The organism is Variovorax rhizosphaerae (genome assembly GCF_037889975.1).
GTDB lineage: Bacteria > Pseudomonadota > Gammaproteobacteria > Burkholderiales > Burkholderiaceae_C > Variovorax > Variovorax rhizosphaerae.
Genome location: NZ_JBBKZT010000018.1, coordinates 125,682 through 142,711, shown reverse-complemented (window position 1 = coordinate 142,711; position 17,030 = coordinate 125,682). Strand labels below are relative to the sequence as shown.

Sequence of the window (17,030 nt, the reverse complement as noted above, 5' to 3'; positions counted from 1 at the left end):
TCGCGAACGTAATTCCTGGAGCTTTCGCAGCCGACGCTGTTGGGAATTTGTCGTAGGGCAGCGCTCAGCACCGCAACTGGATCAGCATAGTCCTTGCTGAGATCCACGACGCCCTTTACTGGCGGCCATGGCCTGTGCGACCTGATCCTTGTTTACGCGATCGAAGCCGGTGACCATACAAGACGGCACATCCGGGTCCGTGCTGGCTCTGGACGCTTCTTCAGCAACCTGCGAATCCACGTGCACGAGCTTCGAGTCAATCGGCGATCCGTCGCTCCAATTGCGGTCTCCCTCGATGCCTACCCGCTGCCCGGGGCTGTAGATTTCGCGCCGATTGATTGCTTCAACCTGCTTGCCTCGCCAAGCGCACCGAACCGCGACGTTGGTGACCCAAGTCGACTCTGAATCGGCAATCTTGGCCACGACGATCGGATACCCGCTGTCGATAGCAATGAACCTTGTATCCCATTGGGGATGCTTGTTGATCATTGGCGAAGGTCCCGGCGACGGAGCGCTCGCCGGAAGGGCGACTTTTGGAGCGAGTGCAGTGGGAGGAACAGAAGACGGGTCTTGTTGCTTCCCGGGTCCCTGATTTCCCTCATCGAGATTGTTCGACTTTCCGGCCTGCGTCTCGTTTTGGCCGGGCGCTGCAAGTGATCGCAAAGCTTCGATGCGCCGCTCATACACGGCGACAAGGCATGCGTCTTCTTGGCACTTGTTTCTGGTGTCTCGCAACCACTCGCGCTGCGCTGTTCGAAGTTCATCGGGATCAGGCCGCACTCGCAGGGCGGCTGCATAGACTTCGGACAAACGCTCATCCAGTGCAGATACCTTCGTTGACGCGCATATCGCGTTGTCAATTCGACTGCTTGCCTTCGCGCAATCAAAACTTGCCGCCTCAACCGCCAACGATGTACATGCTGCCAGCGCCAAAACCAAGTAACTTTCATTCCATCCCCCTTTGCAAGTACCGCCCGTCCAGAGCAAGGGGCTTCCAACAGGAGACGATTATTAGAGGTACTGTGACCGATGACTTCCTGTGCCTTGGGCCAGGCGCCGAACTTCCCTGGCATGCGAGGCAAATCGGACGACCGAGAAGCACCCAGCGCCCCCATAAAGAGGCCCGTTCAAGCCGGGCTGTGCGGCGCCGGTCGCAGCAGCCCGGTCGCCGCCTTCGCGCCCAGCACCATCTCCGTCATCCAGCTCACCAACAGCATCCCGTACGCCTGCCGAGAGGCTTCCGAAGACAGCGCATGGTCGGCGCCGGAAATGACCCGGTAGGTGACGGAGCGCACGCGCTTGAAGGCGCCCAGGTAGTTCTCGATGACCGGATGCGGCACCGTCTTGTCGGTTTCTGATTCGACAATCAGCACATCGCCCCTGAACGACGTGCAGGCCGTGAGCGCACGGTTGTCCGCAGGCGCGATGGCGGAGTGCCGATAGATCATCAAATCCTCCCGGCCGAGCTTGCCCTTGGGCGTGTCCCATTGCTCGTCGCGGTAGAGGGCCGGTGCGCGCAGCGCCAACCAGCGCACCGGCCGCAGCGCACTCACCAGCGCGGCCAGGTAGCCGCCATAGCTGCTGCCGACGATGGCGATCGATTGCGGGTCCACGGCGGGGTGGCCGACCAGCGTGTCGTAGCCGGCCAGCACGTCCTGCAGGTTGTCCTCGCGCGTGACCGCCTCGCGCAGGTCGTGGTGCCGCGCATGGCCGCGCAGGTCGATGGTCAGGCAGATGCAGCCCAGCGCGGCGATCTCGTGCGCGCGGGCCAGGTACTGCGCCTGGCTGCCGTCCCAGCCATGCACGAGCAACACGCCAGGAATCGCCGCCGAGGGCGCGACCAGCGTGCCCGCGATGTGATGGCCGGCAACCGCGATATCGATGGCGCTATGACGCGTGGGCATCCGTCCTCATTTCACTCACGACCGTGTACTTGACGAGTTCGCCAGCCACCTTGTCGTTCCCCCGAAAGTACACCGTTGCGCCAGGCGGCGTCTCCTGGGTGCCATGGACCTCGAAGCAGGAGGCCCAGACCTGCTGGCAATCGGGCCGGTCGCGGAAGCGTTCCAGCCCGGCAATCTCGGCGCCGGTGGCCCCGCCCATGCGCCATGACTGCTCCAGCACGCCGGAGCGCTGCTTGCCGTCCGGTGACAGTCCCTGGGCCACGTCGTAGTTGATGCGCGAGGCATAGAAGCCGGCGAAGCATTCCTCGGCGGCCTGGTGATAGTCACGCGACTGCTCGATGCCCAGCCGCACGTTGGGCGCAAGGTCGAGCGCCAGCAGCGCGTCGAAGCCGCCCCGCACCAGCGTCAGGTCGCTGCCGCCGTAGACCATGTGGCCGTGGTTGTTGCGCGTCATGCGCTGTACGCCGTGGTAGCTCGCGCGCAACCCGCCGACCATGACCTGGCCGACGCTCAGCGTGACGACCGGCTCACCGAGGTTTTCCTCGATGACCACGCCGTGCGCGCGCAGTTCTTCCTCGGGCATCTGGCCGATGCAGTGTTCGAGCGCGGCGACATTGCGCACCACCGTCTGCCCGCGGCCACCGGTGGCGCAGGCCGGCTTGACGCGCGCGTCGCCGTGGTCCAGCAGCCGCTTGCCGGCGATCAGCGCCTCGTCGCGCGAGAACGCGCTGTAGCCGCGCAGCACGCTGCCTGCGACGCGCTCGGCGAACTCGGGGTTCCAGCCCCGTGGCTTCGTGGCCGATTGGTAGACCAGCGGATGGGTGATGACCTTGGTCCCCACGAAGGCATGCGGCACCACGCCGCCGAACAGGTCGTGCTCCTCGGTGATGCCGAGCGCTTCTGCTGCGTCGGCGGTGAGCGTGTCACTGGGCACGAAATAGGTGGGCGCCTCGATGGGATGCGTGCGCTTGAATTCGCCACGGAAGCCTACGCCCTTCAGCATGGCGAGGCGGCGCGCGGCTTCGGCGCGCGTGGCGTGTTCGTGGTCGCTGTCGAAGTGGCGATGGTCGGCGGTCAGGGCCACCACGCATCCCGCGGGGAGGGCGCTGGCACGGACATCGGGAGGACTCTGCAGGGAGAAGAGGGCATGCATGGTGGGGCTCACGATTCAAGGGTTGTGGGCCGGCGTCGCACACCGAGTTGCCGGGGCATGCGGGCGATATTGGGTGGCCGCGCGGCGCAGGTGCATCGGCGGCGGGCCTGCGTTTGCGCCGGTGCATGCCTACACTGGCCTACAACTGAATGCTGCGGCATCCCGGAAAATCCCCAAAATCCGGAAAAGGTCTAAAATACTGGCTTCGATCCTCTCCGGAGTACACCTTGGCCCAAGCACTGAGCACCCGTCCTGAAGCGCTGGACCGCCTCGCGCGCAACATGCCGACCTTTACCGCCACCCACTTGGCGGGCGGCATGCAGAAGGTCACCAGCACGGTGATGGCCGAAGGCGCCGTCGTCATCACACGGCACGACCAGCCCACCATGGTGCTGATGTCGGTCGACCGCTACCTCAAGCTCGAACAGGCCGCCGAACCCAATCTCGATGCGCTCACGCAGAAGTTCGACGACATGTTTGCCCGCATGCAGGGCGCCGAGGCGGCGCAGGGCATGGCCGACGCGTTTGCGATGACGCCGGCGGAACTGGGCAAGGCCGCGGTTCGCGCGGCGCGGTAGCGTCCCGCATCAGACGATCGTTGAAGAAAAAAATCTGTCGTGATCAGCGACAGGCAAGGAGGCCGAGTGCCGGCGAACATCTACGTGCTGGCCGGCGTGAACGGCGCCGGTAAGAGCAGCATCGGCGGCGCCGCATTGCAGGCCCGCAACATTCCGTATTTCAATCCCGACCTGGCGGCACGCACGCTGCAGGACGCCAACCCCAACCTGTCCCTTGAAGCCGCCAATGGCCACGCCTGGGAATACGGCCGCAAGGGCCTGGAGCGTGCGCTGAAGGAGGGCGGCAACTACGCCTTCGAAACCACGCTCGGCGCCAACACCATTCCGGACATGCTGCTGGCCGGCGCCAGGGCCGGGGCGCAGGTCCATGTCTGGTATGCCGGCCTGTCGTCGCCGGAGCGGCACATCCAGCGCGTGAAGGATCGCGTCACGGCCGGCGGCCACGCCATCCCCGAGCACAAGATCCGCGAACGCTACGTCAGCAGCCGCGCCAACCTGGTCAAGTTGATGCCGTACCTGGCCAGCCTGCGTGTCTACGACAACAGCGCGGAAGGTGACCCGAAAGCCGGCAAGGCGCCGAAGCCCGTGCTGCTGCTGCACATGGAGGCGGGGCGCATCGTGACGCATGTGGCGTTGAAGCAGGTGCCGCAGTGGGCCAAGGCGATCCTGGTGGTGGCGTTTGAGGTGAATGCGGTGAAGGGTCCGGCGCATTGAGCGCACTGGCCACTTCGCTGTCGTCAACGCAAACCTTGAAGGCATCTGCGAAAAATGACATTGAAAGCATCGGACATCGTTCCTATCGGCGAAGCGTGGGTGCGGCTCAGCGAGCTGGCCGAAGACCTGGCGGGCAACAGCTCGGAGAGCCACTTGGCCTTGGTCGCTGCACGCCGGCTGAACCACTACCAGGCACCCGAGTCGGAGCACGCCAGGCGCGTGCTGGCTGACGATGCCATCACCGGCCTGCGGCAGGCCCTGGCTGGCCATTTCTCGTCCGACGAGGAATTGGACAAGGCACTCGGCGTCGCATTTGCGCCGTGAGCATCCCCGTCAACGCAAGGGTTCGGGCAGTTCCCAACTTTCTCGCATGCCTGCAAGCCGTACTCAGCTTCGTGCAGCCTCAGGACGCCGCCCGTGCGCCGATGCGCTCCAACAAATGCAGACTGAAGTGATCAAGGCGAGATCACTTCTTGGGCCTGCGTTTGAGGCCTCACGCTCGACGCGAATGACGCGACACGTATCGCTGCAAAACGCCGTCCATCCGCGACTGCCATCCCTCACCCGTCGACTTGAAGTACGCGACAACCTCCGGGCTGTAGCGCACGGACACGAGCAGTTTCTTGTTCTCTGACTTGGGTCGCCCGCGCAGTGCCTTGAGCGGAACCATGGCCTGCAATTGCTTTGGCGTCAGAGGCTGTGCATCAGGATCTGCCTTGGCCGCGGCCGTGATGGCCTTGTCTTCCGCCACGGTTGGCATCACAACCGCTGGCCGCTTAAAAACCTTGGACATAGTGCTTCACCTCGCGTCGATTGGCTTTGCGCAAACTGATGATTCTTCGAATGTCATCGCGATCCACAAACGCCACGTAGTACAGGATTCCGGTATCGGGTGCGAGCGCGATCATGCGCAGTTCCCCGTCTTCGAACCGCTCATCCACCCAGACCATGGCTTGGTCCCAATCAAGCACGGATGCCAGTGCAAGTGACAGACCGTGCTTCTCCTGGTTGGACGCATCCTTGGCTGGGTCGAATTCAAACCGAATTTTTTATTGTAGCTACAGAAAATAATCAGTGCTCCGCTGCCTACTTGCCTGGTCGCTGGCGCTGAGCCATCCCTCATCTGCCGTCCGATGCGCCGGTGAAAACCGCCAACTGGGCATCGAAGGCGCGCCGGAACGCTGGTCGCGCTTCGCCCCGTGCGACGTAGGCTGAGAGGCTTGGATATTCGTTCAGCAAGCCCGATGTGTTCAACCGGCGCAGCACCGTCACCATCATCAGGTCGCCGGCGCTGAACGCACCATCGAGCCAGTCCGCTTCGCCAAGGCGATCGGACAGTTCGCCCAGCCGCACGCGAATGCGGTCCTTGACGATGGGCAGGCGCTGCGTGTACCAGGGTTGGTCGCGCTCCAGGAGCAAGGCGACGCCCAGGTCGACGATCGGCGGCTCCACGGTGCTGAGCGCGGCGAACATCCAGGTGATGGCGCGGGCGCGGGCGTTCGCTTCGTCGGGCAGCAAACCGGCATGATGCTGCGCGATGTGGAGCACGATCGATCCGGATTCGAACAGTGCGAGATCGCCTTCTTCATAGGTCGGGATCTGCCCGAAGGGATGCAGCGCGCGGTGCGCAGGTTGCTTCATCTCCTTGAACGAAACGAGGCGGACGTCGTAGGGCTGGCCCACCTCTTCGAGTGCCCAGCGAACGCGCATGTCGCGCGCCTGGCCCTGGCCGTGGTCGGGTGAGCGCTCGAAGGCCGTGATGGTGGGGATCATTGAACCTCCGGGTGATGGCGCGGCGGATTTTCGCGCGTGCTGGTGGGCAGCGGGGCGTGCGCCGTCCGGCCCTCGGGGCTCAGCCCTTCAGCCATCGGAACGGCTTGGGAAACCAGGCCCAGTGGTCGTCGAGCCAGACGAGGCCGTCGTAGGCCATGCCGTCAGTGGCGCCGGGGGCGATGACTTTCCACGCGACCCATACGCGCTGCGGCTGTAGATCGGCTGCCAGGGCGCGGTAGCCGCCGGGGAAGTGGCGGGAGAGTTCGTTGTCGTCGGCCAGCATGCCGGCCGGGGCCACGTGGCAGACGACGCGGCTGCCGGGTGTTGCCGCGGGTAGCCTGGGGCCGGCCGCCCACATGCGTTCGGCGGCTTCCGAGAAGGCCGCCGCGTGCGTCGGCGTGAAGGCCAGCGCCGCATCGGCCGGGCGTGGGCGCAAGGTCTGCAGGACGGCGCCGTTGGGGTCATGGGCCAACGCTTCGAGCAGGGGCTGGACCTGTGTCTTGATGGCTTCGGCCATCGCCAGCGCCTGCCGTCTTGCGTCGACCTCCGGGACACCGGCGTGCAGGGCCAACAAGCCGACGTAGACGGCGCGGCGGGCCAGCAGGCGTTCACGGTCGAGCGATTGCGCATCGGGTGCGACGAGCGCGGCGTCGAGGGCGGCCAGCGCTTCGGCGAGCAGGTGGGTCTGCCATGCGCGCTCCTGGGCGTCGTCGGACGGGGTGCCGTCGAGTTGCCTGGCCAGGATGTCGGAGGCGGTGAGCAAGGCGTCCGACGACAGGCCGGGTGCGGAGGCATCGAGGGCGAAGTCGGCTTGCCATTGGTCGATGCCGAAGCTGCCGGTGGCGGTGATCTGCACGGCGCCTTCGGCCGTGTGTGCCTGGCGCGTGGGTCGTGGAACGCCGTCGATGTCCGCCTGCCAACCGGCCTGGCGCGCGTTGGGCACGGTGCGCCTTGGAAGCGAGAGACGTAACTGCGTGCGGGGCGCGGGTTCGACGTGCTCGCACAGCGCGGGGAAGCCGCGCAACGGCGCCAGGTCGATCGCAAATCGCTGTTGCGCGAGCCTGGCGCAGGCGCTCAATTCCCAGGCCGCCATGCCCAAGGTCAGTCCGTCGCGCGTGGGGTCGGCGTAGAAGGCCCGGTGGCGTTCGAAGGCGTCGAGCAGCAGGGCGGGGAGGGCGGCGGCATCCTGGCGCGCCAGTGCATCGAGCAGCGCGGCGAGCGGAAGAAGCAATGCGTGCCTGGCGTCCGGGTCGAGTGCGGTGTCGGTGGTTGCGTTGATGGCTTGCTCGCAGGCTTCGCGGGCGCCTTGCGCGTGCCTGCCGCCAAGGCTGGTGTTGGCCAGGAGGTCGGCGAGTTGCGTCCAGCAGGGGGCATGGGCGAGCCCGAGGCCGCTGGCTTGCGCCGCGGCGAACACCCCAGGCATCAGCAGCGCACGCAGGGCATGGCGATCGTTGGCGAGCAGCGCCACCGCAAGCGCCGGCAGCAAGGCCGCAGGGCTGGCCTGCACGTGCATGGCCTCGAATCGATGGGCCGGTTCGCTCCAGTGCAAGGTCGACCCGGGTGGCGCCAGCAGCGCAACTGCCAGCACGCGTCCCATTGTGGCTGCCTGGGCCAGTGCTGCATCGCGCCGGGCCAGGTCGCCGGCGGCATGCGCGAGACGCGCTTGTTGGAGCGCCCGGTCCAAGGCTTGATCCAATGCCTCGGGCAACGGCGGGTCCCACGCATCACGCTGCGACGCATTCATCTCCCAGGTACCTTCATGTCGTACGCCTTCACCACGATGCGGTCCAGCTGGCCGGCGTTGTCGGCGGTCTGCTGCGCGAGGAAATACCGGATGTTCGGCATCTCGGCCAGGATCGCGAGGCCGAGCGCCTTGATGTCGGGGTCGGAGGAGTTTGCCATCGAGCGGCCGAGGCTCGTCATGTATTCCGGCGTGCCTTGCTGGGCGCGCACCGGCATGCTGCCCTGTTCGGCGGCGCGGTCGACCAGGCCGGCGCGCGGGCCCTTGCATTCGATGATGACAAGGGCGCCGCTGGCGTCGCGGTAGGCGAGGTCAGGCACGCCGGCGCCGGCGCGCGGGATGGGCATGGGCGTCATCGGTCCGCCGTCGAGGCCTGCGGCGACCTTGCGGCCGGCTGCGACGCCCAGGCCTTCGGAGGTGCGGTTGAGGTCGCCGATCACGCGCGACCAGATTGCCTCCGCCTCGTTGTAGGCAGGGCTGCCCTTGGGATGGCTGGCCATCTCCAGTTCCAGCGCGTCGCGGCGGGCCAGCAGGTCGTTGCGGTGTGCGGCGGCTTCGTCGGGGGTCATGTTGACGATGTGCCTCACGGGTTCCTCGCCGGGGCGCAAGGGGCCGGAGGCGCGGATGGCGACCTCGACCAGGTCGGTGGCCAGCAGCGCGGGATGGGCGCCCGCAAAGGTCGGCGAGGTGCCACCCACCGGCTTGAGGAACACCAGGTCGCCCAGCTGGTTGAACTGGCCGGTGCCCGCGTCGATGTAGTGGCCGGTGATCCAGTGCAGCAGCGCGATCTCCATGCTCTCCGCGCGGCCGAGCGTCATCACGTCCAGGCCCTTGTCGGTGCGGCCGGCGCTGATGTCGGTGAACTGCCGGCCCTCGTTCAGGTCGCGCCGCAGGGCCATGAATTCGCCGAACTTCTGGAAGCTCGGGGAATCGGCGAACAACTGCGCGACCAGCTTGCCGTTGGCGATGTGGTTGAGCACCTCGGGGACCTTGTCGACGCGTTGGGCTTGGCGGGTCGCGGCGTCGCGACGGGCATCGGCGGCGGAGGTGCCGTGCTCGCGCAAGGCGACGCGGCCTTCGGCGTCGGCTTGCGCGTTGAGGGTGCGGATGCGTGCTTCCAGTTCGGCACGCTGCGTCTGCACGCCCTTCGAGCGGCCGATGGGCGTCACGTCGAGGCGACGTTGCAGGGCCTCGGCCTCGGCACGCAGGGTGGGTTCCTTCAGGCGCGCGGTGTGGCGTTCCACGACGTCGGCGAGCACGGCGCGCAGGGCGGGCGAAGTCATTTCGGGATGCAGCGTGGCGAGCGGGCTTGCGAGCTGGCCGCCCTGTTCGAGATGCAGGCCGACGATCTGCGCAAGCTCGGTGGCCTGCGCACGGTTGCCCATCGCGGCGGCGACTTCGATCTGCTTCAGCAGCGTCGGCACATCGGCGGGCGTGCCGGTGAGCGGCTTCATGAACGGGTTGTCCATCGCGCCGGTGCGCACTTCGGCCAGGCGGGCGATCAGGTGCGGCTCGCCGAGCAGCGTCTCTGCGAGGCTGGCGCGCTTGGGTGCGTGCTGGCCGAAGGCGAGGCCGAGTTCCGCGGCCTTGGCTTCGGCGGCATGGCGCAGCGCGAGTACGGCGGCGGGCTCGGCGCTGCCGTCGGTCGGCTTGGGCGGCAGGTTGCGCAGCATGGCTTCGAGTTCGGCGAGCTTGCGGCGGTCGGCGGCGCTGGGCTGCGCGCCTTCCTTGGGTGCGCGGCCGGGTTGGAGCAGGTCGCCGGTGTCGTCGGTGCTGCGTGCGCGTTGCTGTGCGTCGGACAGTGCGGTGCGGGCGGGTGAATGTTCTGGCAGCGCGTCGAGGGCGAGCTTGAGGCGCGGGTCGGCTGCGTCGGCGTGCAGGAGGCCAAGATGCGCGGCGAGGGCTTCGATGTCGGCATGGACCTGGGCGCGGGCGGCGCTGTCGGCTTCTGGCACGGAGGCGAGGCGCTTCGCCAGCACTTCCAGTTCGCCAAGGCGGCCGCGATCGTGGGCGGACAGGCGATCGCCCACGGCGGCGCCGGGCCTCAATGCATCCGGGGCGGCGCCGGCTTCGGTGTGGTGGTGGCGCACCTCGGTCAGTTCATGCGCGATGGCGCGGCCATGCGTTTCCAGCGGGGCGTTCGGCGACAGGCGCACGAAGTACATCGGGTCGTCGCCATCGGGGTTGCGACGGAAGCTGGCGACGGCGCCGTGCTCGGTTTCGCCGACCTCGACCTTGACTTTCATCGGCCGGCCTTCGGCATCGGTCATCGACAGGTGCAACGCGCTTTCGCTGGTGCCGTGGGTCGCCAGCGGGCCGACGCTGCTCAGGCCGAAGGCCTCGCCGATGGCGGCATTGAGCGCATTGAGCGGGTGCGTGATGACCGGCTCCGTCGCCAGCTGCATGCGCGAGCCTCCTATGGGCGAGGCGGTGCCGTCGTGCGGCAGCAGCGGGTTGGGCGCGGGGCCGCCCTCGGGGCCGGCGGGTGCATCGATCTCGTGCACGCGTCCGCTGCCGGGCTTGATCATGCGGTTCAGCTCGCCGATGAGGCCGGCCGGGACTTCCAGCTGGTCGTCGGCAAAGCGCACGTCGACCAGGCGCGGCTGGCCGTGCAGATCGGCGGTGCCGGCCTCAGGGATCGCAGCGGAACGCATCGCGCGGACCCAGCCTTCGTCGACCTCGAAGGCGATGATGCGGGCCTTGCCCTGGCTGTTGTTCATCACGAACTCGACAGCGCGCTCGAAGGAACCGAAGTTCAGGTGCGCCGACGCGCCGCCCTCGACATGCGCGTTGCCCTGCGCATCGACATGCACCAGCGAGCGGCTGCGTTCGCTCTCGACGCGGAACACCAGGCGGCCGCCGCCTTCGCCTTCGAGCAGCGGCCGGATCAGGCGAGGCAGCAACTCGGGGTTGCGTTCCACCGCGGACAGAGGGATCTGGAACATGTCGGGGCCGGGCTTGGTGTGCAACTCCGCGAACATCGCGTCGACGTCTTCCGGACCGGGCAGGTCGGCCTTGGCGGACTTGCGGCCACTGGCGAATTCGGCGGCCTCGGCGCGGTGCTGCACGGCTTGCGCTTCGAGTGCGATGGCTTCGTTGAGCAGCTTCCTGGATTCCTCGCGCAACGCGGCGGCGCGACGGGGGTTGTGGGTGTCGGCCAGAGCTGCTTCCGCATCCTTGGCGATGGCCTTGTCGAGCAGGCCGTTCGCGCGCTTCATCAACCCATCGGCCTGCTCGTGCAGGGCGCCGGCGGCCTGGCGTTGCAGCAGCGTGGCTTCCGGACTGGCGGGGTGCAGGGCGCGCGTGTCGGCACCGGGTTGCTCGGCGCCGATGCGCATCGCCGGGCCGGCCTCGGCATGGTCGATGGCGTGGGCGATCTCGGCGTCGCTGAGCTTGGGGAAGAGGCGCTGATCGGTGTCCGAAGCCGCGGCTGCCTTGGGTGCTTGGGTCTCCTCGGCGGCAGCGGGGCGCGGTGCGGGAGCGTCGTCACCGGTCGAGGTGCGAGGCGCGATGGTTTCATCGGCGCCGGATGTAGCGCGAGGCGTGGCGGCTTCATTGGCGCCGCCCGTGACGCGAGGTGCCGCGGCTTCATCGCTGCCGCCAGCCGTGCGGGCCGCGGTTGCAGCGTCGCTGTCGGCAGCAGCGCGCGGTGTGGCACCTTCCGCTTCGGTGCCGTGCGGTGTCGCGCGTCCGGCCGCGGGTGCAGCGGCCGGCGTCTCGACCAGCCCGCCATGCGTGGCGATGTGGTCCAGATTGATCGCGCGTCCCATCGCATCGTTGCCGTTGCGGCCATGCGTGTTGAGGAATTGCAGGTCTTCCACCGCCGCATGGAGCGCATCGCCTTCCAGCGGCTTCAAGCCCATGCGTTCGCGCTCCGAGTTGATGCGCGCGCCGCTGGCCTTCTGTGCGCGGTTCTGGATGCCCTGGCCGACCGCTTCGGCCGCACCTTCGCCAAAGCCCTGCACGAACGAATGCAGCCCCGCATGGCCGATCTCGACCAGGGCCGCGCCCATGTCGCCCTTGAACTTGCCGGTGCCCTTGTCCACGGCCAGTTCGGTTGCCTTGCCGGCCATGCCGCCCGCGGCCGAGATGCTCGCCTTGGTGAGGCCGCGACCGGCCATGCCGAGGCCGCCCTTGATCAGCCCGCCTTCGCTGGAGGCGTTCATGCCCGCGCCGATGGCGCTGCCGACCTTCGACACGCCCTTGAGCCCGACACCCGCCACGCGGCTCAGCGCACCGCCGGCCGCGAGCTTCTCGGCCTGCGCGCGAATGGCCGGCGCATTGCGCCCCAGCGCCTCGATCGACTGCGTCACGCTCGCCGTCGCCGCCCCGGCCAGCCCGCCCTTGATGAGGCCGCCGAGCAGCGCCATCACCGAATCGCCGCTGCTGCCCTTCCAGGTCTGCTCGTTGAGCGCCGCGTTGCCGAGGCCGCCGATGCCGCCGGTGATCGCGCCGATGATGATCTGGTCGACGACCGGGTTGCCCGTGAAGATCTTGGCCAGCGTGACCAGCGAGCGGGACGCGGTCTGTGCGGCCTGCGCCGCCTTCGACGCCACCTGCGCCGCCTTGCCGAGTTGCGCGCCGACACCCGCCGTGATCGCCTGCACCGCCGTCATCGCGAGGTCGATGCCGGCCTGTTCCCAGCCGTAGCGTCCGCCCTTGATCGCGTAGTTGGCGCTCATCGAGGCCAGGCCCGTGACCACGGCCGCGGCGATCAGCGGGGCTGCCGCGCCACCGGTGACAACGGTGATCACCGCGGCGGCGATCGCGCCCAGGATCGCGATGCCGGTGGTGGCGATGTCGGCGAAGGCATCGATGCGTGCCGAATAGTTCTCGGCCACCGTCTGCGCGATGGCGGTGGTGGCCTCGAAGGTGGCGCGGTCGGCGCCGGTGTAGTCGTCGCCCTTGAAGTTCGGCAGGCTGGAGAGCAGCTCGCCGCGCCGGTTCAGCGCGATCGGGCCGCCGGCCAGGGCTTCCAGCTGCTTGGTGGTGGCGGCCATGGCCCGGTCGGCATAGGTGCCGTCGGCCAGCATGCTGCCGAGGCCGCCCGATTCGCTGCGCTGCTGCGCGATGGCGAAGGCCGCGTTCTCCAGCTTCTCGCGGTCGTTGCGCGCGACGCCCTTCATCGCGCGTTCCATGCGCAGGCGGTCGTCGCCGGAGAGTTCGTTGAAGTCGCCGCCCTCGCCGTAGACGCCGAGTTCCGCATCGAGCGAATTGCCGGTGCGCTTCTTGTAGGCCGTGCGCATGTCCGCGATCTCGTCGCGGTTCATGCGCTCGGTGAAGCGGAACAGCAGTTCCTCGTTGGTGCCCCAGTGCGCATGCATCGCGTGGTCCATCGCGATGGCGCAGGTCTCCGGGGTGGGGCGTGCGTCGGTGATGAGGCCCTTGGCGAGTTGCGCATCCAGCGAGCCGGCGCCGAGCTTGTCGTTGAGGCGGGCGATGACGCGGTCGCGTGCGGCGATGACCTTGGGGTCGGTCATCGGCGTGGTGGGGTCGGCGGCCGCCTTGGCGGCGGCTGCCGGATCGAGTGGGGTGCCGGGCTTGGCATCGGCCGGGGCGGGTGTGCCGGGTGGCTCGGGCGCGTACTTCTGCGCGGCCAGCAGCACGACGGCAGCGCGCTTCTCGGCTGCCTGGCGGTGCGCGGCGCGCTCCTCGGGCGTGGCCTTGGAAAGGTCGCCGGAGAAGCCCGCGTCGAAGGTCGCCTTGTCGAAGCTCTCCGGGTCGAAGTCCTTGTCGCTCTGCATCGCTACGCCGACACGGGCCGCGCGCGCGGCGACGCTGTCGCCGCCGCCTTTCTCGGTCATGAGGGCGACGGAGAGGTCCTTGTCCGCGCCTTCGAGCTTGAGCGTGTAGTGATGACCGCCCTGGGCCGGGCCTTCCGCGTAGGTGACGCCGCCGCCTTCCTCGATATAGACCTGGATGTCGCGCGTCACGTACTTCACGGCGCGGTCTTCGGCGCTCATCTTCGCGACTTCGCCGGTGGTATCGGCCTTGGCCCAGTCGCTCTCGGCCACAAGCCCGCCAAGGGCGGCCACCACCGCCTTGCGGCGTGCATCCGGGTCGTCGTCGAGCAGGGCGCGGGCGTCGGAATCCTGGCCCATGGTGGTGCGGGCCTCGATCGCGCGGTTCAGCGCGGCCTTGTCGTTCTCCTTGCGCGCGTCGTCGACTTCGTCTTTCAGGCGCAGCGCGTCGGCGGTGACCTGGTCGCCGGTCTTCAAGGCATCGAAGACCTTGCTGTCGGTGCCGTCCAGCGCGGAGCTGACCTCGGCCACGACATCGCCATGCTGCTTTCCCAGGGCCGCGGCCTGCTCTGGGGTCAGCGCGCGCATCACGGCTTCGATGCGGGCCTCGTCGTCGTTGAAGAAACCGAGCGAGTCCTTTAATTCGAGCCGCGCGGCCTCGACCGCGTCGCCGCGCAGCCAGGCGCGGGTGGAAGCGTATTCGGTGCTCTTCTCGCCGAGGTTCTTGACCAGGTCGGGCTCCAGCGTGCCGCCCGCCACGCGGGGGTAGGACTCCCATTCCAGCGCCGACCCGCGCGCCGCGCTGACGCCGCGCACGGCGGCCACCACGCCGGTCTCGTCCACCGTGCCGGCGAAGCCGCCGCCGAAGGCCTTGGTGACGTTGGCGGAGCGCTTGTCGATGTCGTTCTGCACCTGGTCGCCGGTGCCGGTGATCTGCTTGCCGAACAAGGTGGCGGGGTCGGTGCGCTTCTTGAGGAATTCGGCCTCGGTCTTGGCCTCGTCCTCGAGGCCGCCACCCTTGGCAGCGGCGGCGCCGGGGGCAGGCGCGGGCGTGGCGCCGCCTGCTTCGGCATCGCACTTGCCGCAGCTGGATGCGAGTGCGGCGCCACCTTTTCCCGCGGCGCCCGGAGGGGGCGCTTGCGGCGCGGGTGGGGCCTTGACCTCGGCCTTCTTGCCGGTAAGGGTCTCGGCGAGTTTGGCGGCGGCTTCGCCGCGCTTGGCCTCGATGGACTTGGCCATGCGCTGGGCCAGCGGTTGCGCCCAACTCGCTGCGGCCGCGCTGACGGTGCCGGCGAGCCCGCCGAAGGCACTGACGAAGCTGTCGGCGTTGGCGCCGAACTCGGTCGCGGCCTGCGTGCCGAGGTTGCTGGTCGTCTGCTCGAACTGCGAGTGCAAGGCCTGGTTGCCGAGATGCGCCGTGGCCTCGCGCGCCGAGAGACCGTGCCGCAGGTTCTCCAGGTTGCCGGACAGGCGCGCATCGATCTGTGTGGCGCCCTTGCGCAGCCCGACGAGGCTGCCTTCGGGTGCGCGCTCGCTGGCCTGGTTGAGCGCCGCCATGCCGCGCGGCGCGGCATTGACGATCGCCTGACGTGCGCCGAGCGCCGCGCGCGCATAGCCGGGCAGGGCGGCGCGGCTGGCGCCGAGTGCGCCGTTGATGGCGCCCTGGGCCTCGCCACGCACGCCGCCCAATGCGGCGCGGGCCTGGCTCAGCAGGCGGCTGCGCGTCGCGCGCTGCTGGGCGCTGATCTGTGCCAACCGGCCTGCGGCGATCGCGGCGAGTGCATTGCGGCCGGCCTTGGCCTGGGCCTTCAACTGCTTGCGGGCGGCGTCGGTGGTCTTGCCGACGGCGGCGCGGCCCGCGGTGTTGGCGGCCACGCGCTCGGCCTCCAGCGATTCGCGAAAGCCGCAGCCCAGGCTGCAGACGCTGGTGTCGCGCGACTTGGTCCAGACCTTGGTCTTTTCCTTGACGCGCTCCTCGACCTGGGTGAAGTCCTTCTCGACCCACTTGGGGATGCGGCGCTGCACCGTCTCGTTGCGCGCGGCGGGCATCGGCGCGCCGGAGACCGGGTAGTTGGTGGCAGCGTTGTTGCGGAACTCGTTGAGCTTGGTCGTCGCTGCCTCGGCTGCGGTGGCGGTGGCCTTGATGACGCCGTTGTAGGCGCCGAGGTGGCCGGCGACGAGCCCGTCGACCACCGCGCCGATGCGTGCCGCGGCGGTGAGGTCGTCGGCGATGATCAGGCCGTAGGCGCTGTTGGCCGCCTGGGTGATGCTGAGGTCCGCGTTGGCGGCGGCGTTGTCGAGCTGGAGCTGGGCGAAGGATGCGCTGGCCTGGACGGCGGCGCGCGCGGCATCGGCCACGCTGTCGAGCTGGAAGCCTTCCTCGTCGCGGGCATGCAGGATCGCGCCGGCAACCAGGCCGTGCTGCTGGGCCATGTAGTTCGCGACCTGGTTGGCGCGGTCGCTGAAGCTGGACTGCTCGCGCTGCGCGGTGCGGACCAGGTTTTCATAGGCGCGGCTGGCCTGGGCGATGGCGACGGGGGCGCGTTGGCGTTGGCGCTCGGCATCGGCGGGGCCGGCGGCGGGTGGTGCAGGGGCTGCCTTGCTGTTGCTCGCGGGGGAGGGGGCCGGTGCGGGGGCGGGTGCTTTGGCGGGTTGGGCTTCGGGCAGGAGCAACTCGCTGCCGGGCAAGGAGGCGGGGGCGGGCCAGGACGGCGCGAGTGGGGTCCAGGCGAGGGGCTTGACCGTCAGGGCTTCGGCGCCGTCGTCGCCTTGCGCCTCCGGGTCGGTTGGCGCGGCGGAGGCTGTGGCGGCTTCGCCGTCGGGGTCGGCGGCGACGAGGCTGGCGCCACCTTGGGAGGACGGTCCGCCCTTCTTCTTCTTGGCGTCGGCTTCGCCGCCCTTGGCATCGGGTCCTGCCTTACCGCCATCGCCTGGCGCGGAAGCGGCGGACTTGTCGTTTTTGTCCTTCTTGTCCTTCTTGTCTTTTTCCTTGGACTGGTTGGATTTCGCGTCTTGGTCGGCCTTGGCGTCCTTGCGTTCGGTGGGCGCTGTACTCGCTACAGGCGCTTCCGGCGCGGGCGGCTGGCGCGGTCGCGTCGGGGCCGGTGGGCGAACGGGCGCGCCGGGTGCCAGCACGGCGGCAGGCACGGCGGGGGCGGCGTGGTCCAGCGGGGTCGACGGCGTGGGATTGCGGGCATCGGCGGCGGGCGGCTGGTAGGGCGTCGCGTCGGGGTTCGTTGCGTCGAGGTAGCGTGGCCAGCCGGCCGCCGCCTGGGTGTCGAGCGCAGGTTCGTACGTCGCGTCCAGCCTGGAATCGAGGGTGGCGTCGAACCGGGCGTCTAGCTGCGAATCGAGCCGGGCATCGAGACGCTCATCAACCCGCGCGTCGAGCCGTCCATCCATGCTCGCATCGAGCCGTCCATCCAT

The 17,030-nt window shown here is 68.7% G+C and carries 11 protein-coding genes; 3 read left to right on the top strand and 8 right to left on the bottom strand.

Translation table 11 applies throughout. The annotated features are described in order from the left end of the window. Positions 1-81: 81 nt before the first annotated feature. From WKW82_RS30420 to WKW82_RS30410, 3 genes are all read right to left on the bottom strand, one after another. Positions 82-939: a lysozyme inhibitor LprI family protein gene (locus tag WKW82_RS30420; RefSeq protein WP_340346485.1), complete on the bottom strand. Its 858-nt coding sequence runs from the start codon at positions 937-939 to the stop codon at positions 82-84. Between the two features lie 188 nt (positions 940-1,127). Next, positions 1,128-1,904 carry an alpha/beta hydrolase family protein gene (locus WKW82_RS30415; protein WP_340346483.1) on the bottom strand — a complete coding sequence of 259 codons (777 nt, stop codon included), beginning with the start codon at positions 1,902-1,904 and terminating at the stop codon, positions 1,128-1,130. Continuing rightward, positions 1,888-3,057, bottom strand: a complete 1,170-nt coding sequence (locus tag WKW82_RS30410; protein WP_340346482.1) for a DUF3182 family protein — start codon at positions 3,055-3,057, stop codon at positions 1,888-1,890. The genes WKW82_RS30415 and WKW82_RS30410 overlap by 17 nt, the downstream gene beginning before the upstream one ends. Before the next feature lie 227 nt (positions 3,058-3,284). Between WKW82_RS30410 and WKW82_RS30405 the strand changes: the two genes are divergently transcribed. From WKW82_RS30405 to WKW82_RS30395, 3 genes are all read left to right on the top strand, one after another. Next, on the top strand, positions 3,285-3,635 hold the full coding sequence (locus WKW82_RS30405; protein ID WP_340346480.1) for a hypothetical protein: 351 nt from the start codon (positions 3,285-3,287) through the stop codon (positions 3,633-3,635). A 66-nt stretch (positions 3,636-3,701) separates the two neighbouring features. Next, positions 3,702-4,349 (top strand): ATPase, encoded by a 648-nt coding sequence (locus WKW82_RS30400; protein ID WP_340346479.1) that lies wholly within the window; start codon positions 3,702-3,704, stop codon positions 4,347-4,349. A gap of 54 nt (positions 4,350-4,403) precedes the next feature. Continuing rightward, positions 4,404-4,673, top strand: coding sequence for a type II toxin-antitoxin system Phd/YefM family antitoxin (locus tag WKW82_RS30395; protein WP_340346477.1), 270 nt, complete (start codon positions 4,404-4,406; stop codon positions 4,671-4,673). A 169-nt stretch (positions 4,674-4,842) separates the two neighbouring features. Here the strand turns inward: WKW82_RS30395 and WKW82_RS30390 are convergent, their stop codons facing one another. The 5 genes from WKW82_RS30390 to WKW82_RS30370 form a co-directional block, all read right to left on the bottom strand. After that, positions 4,843-5,109, bottom strand: a complete 267-nt coding sequence (locus WKW82_RS30390; protein WP_340346509.1) for a BrnA antitoxin family protein — start codon at positions 5,107-5,109, stop codon at positions 4,843-4,845. Positions 5,110-5,125: 16 nt separating this feature from the next. Then, on the bottom strand, positions 5,126-5,395 hold the full coding sequence (locus WKW82_RS30385; RefSeq protein WP_340346508.1) for a BrnT family toxin: 270 nt from the start codon (positions 5,393-5,395) through the stop codon (positions 5,126-5,128). A 73-nt stretch (positions 5,396-5,468) separates the two neighbouring features. Continuing rightward, on the bottom strand, positions 5,469-6,122 hold the full coding sequence (locus WKW82_RS30380; protein WP_340346476.1) for a glutathione S-transferase family protein: 654 nt from the start codon (positions 6,120-6,122) through the stop codon (positions 5,469-5,471). Positions 6,123-6,201: 79 nt separating this feature from the next. After that, positions 6,202-7,806 carry an Imm49 family immunity protein gene (locus tag WKW82_RS30375; RefSeq protein WP_340346475.1) on the bottom strand — a complete coding sequence of 535 codons (1,605 nt, stop codon included), beginning with the start codon at positions 7,804-7,806 and terminating at the stop codon, positions 6,202-6,204. 56 nt (positions 7,807-7,862) lie between these two features. After that, positions 7,863-17,030, bottom strand: coding sequence for a hypothetical protein (locus WKW82_RS30370; RefSeq protein ID WP_340346474.1), 9,168 nt, complete (start codon positions 17,028-17,030; stop codon positions 7,863-7,865).

What these genes read in the sequence shown, in the direction of transcription:
- WKW82_RS30415 (WP_340346483.1), bottom strand. Translation starts at nt 1,904, where the DNA reads ATGCCCACGCGTCATAGCGCCATCGATATCGCGGTTGCCGGCCATCAC.
- WKW82_RS30410 (WP_340346482.1), bottom strand. Translation starts at nt 3,057, where the DNA reads ATGCATGCCCTCTTCTCCCTGCAGAGTCCTCCCGATGTCCGTGCCAGC.
- WKW82_RS30395 (WP_340346477.1), top strand. Translation starts at nt 4,404, where the DNA reads ATGACATTGAAAGCATCGGACATCGTTCCTATCGGCGAAGCGTGGGTG.
- WKW82_RS30390 (WP_340346509.1), bottom strand. Translation starts at nt 5,109, where the DNA reads ATGCCAACCGTGGCGGAAGACAAGGCCATCACGGCCGCGGCCAAGGCA.
- WKW82_RS30380 (WP_340346476.1), bottom strand. Translation starts at nt 6,122, where the DNA reads ATGATCCCCACCATCACGGCCTTCGAGCGCTCACCCGACCACGGCCAG.
- WKW82_RS30370 (WP_340346474.1), bottom strand. Translation starts at nt 17,030, where the DNA reads ATGGATGGACGGCTCGATGCGAGCATGGATGGACGGCTCGACGCGCGG.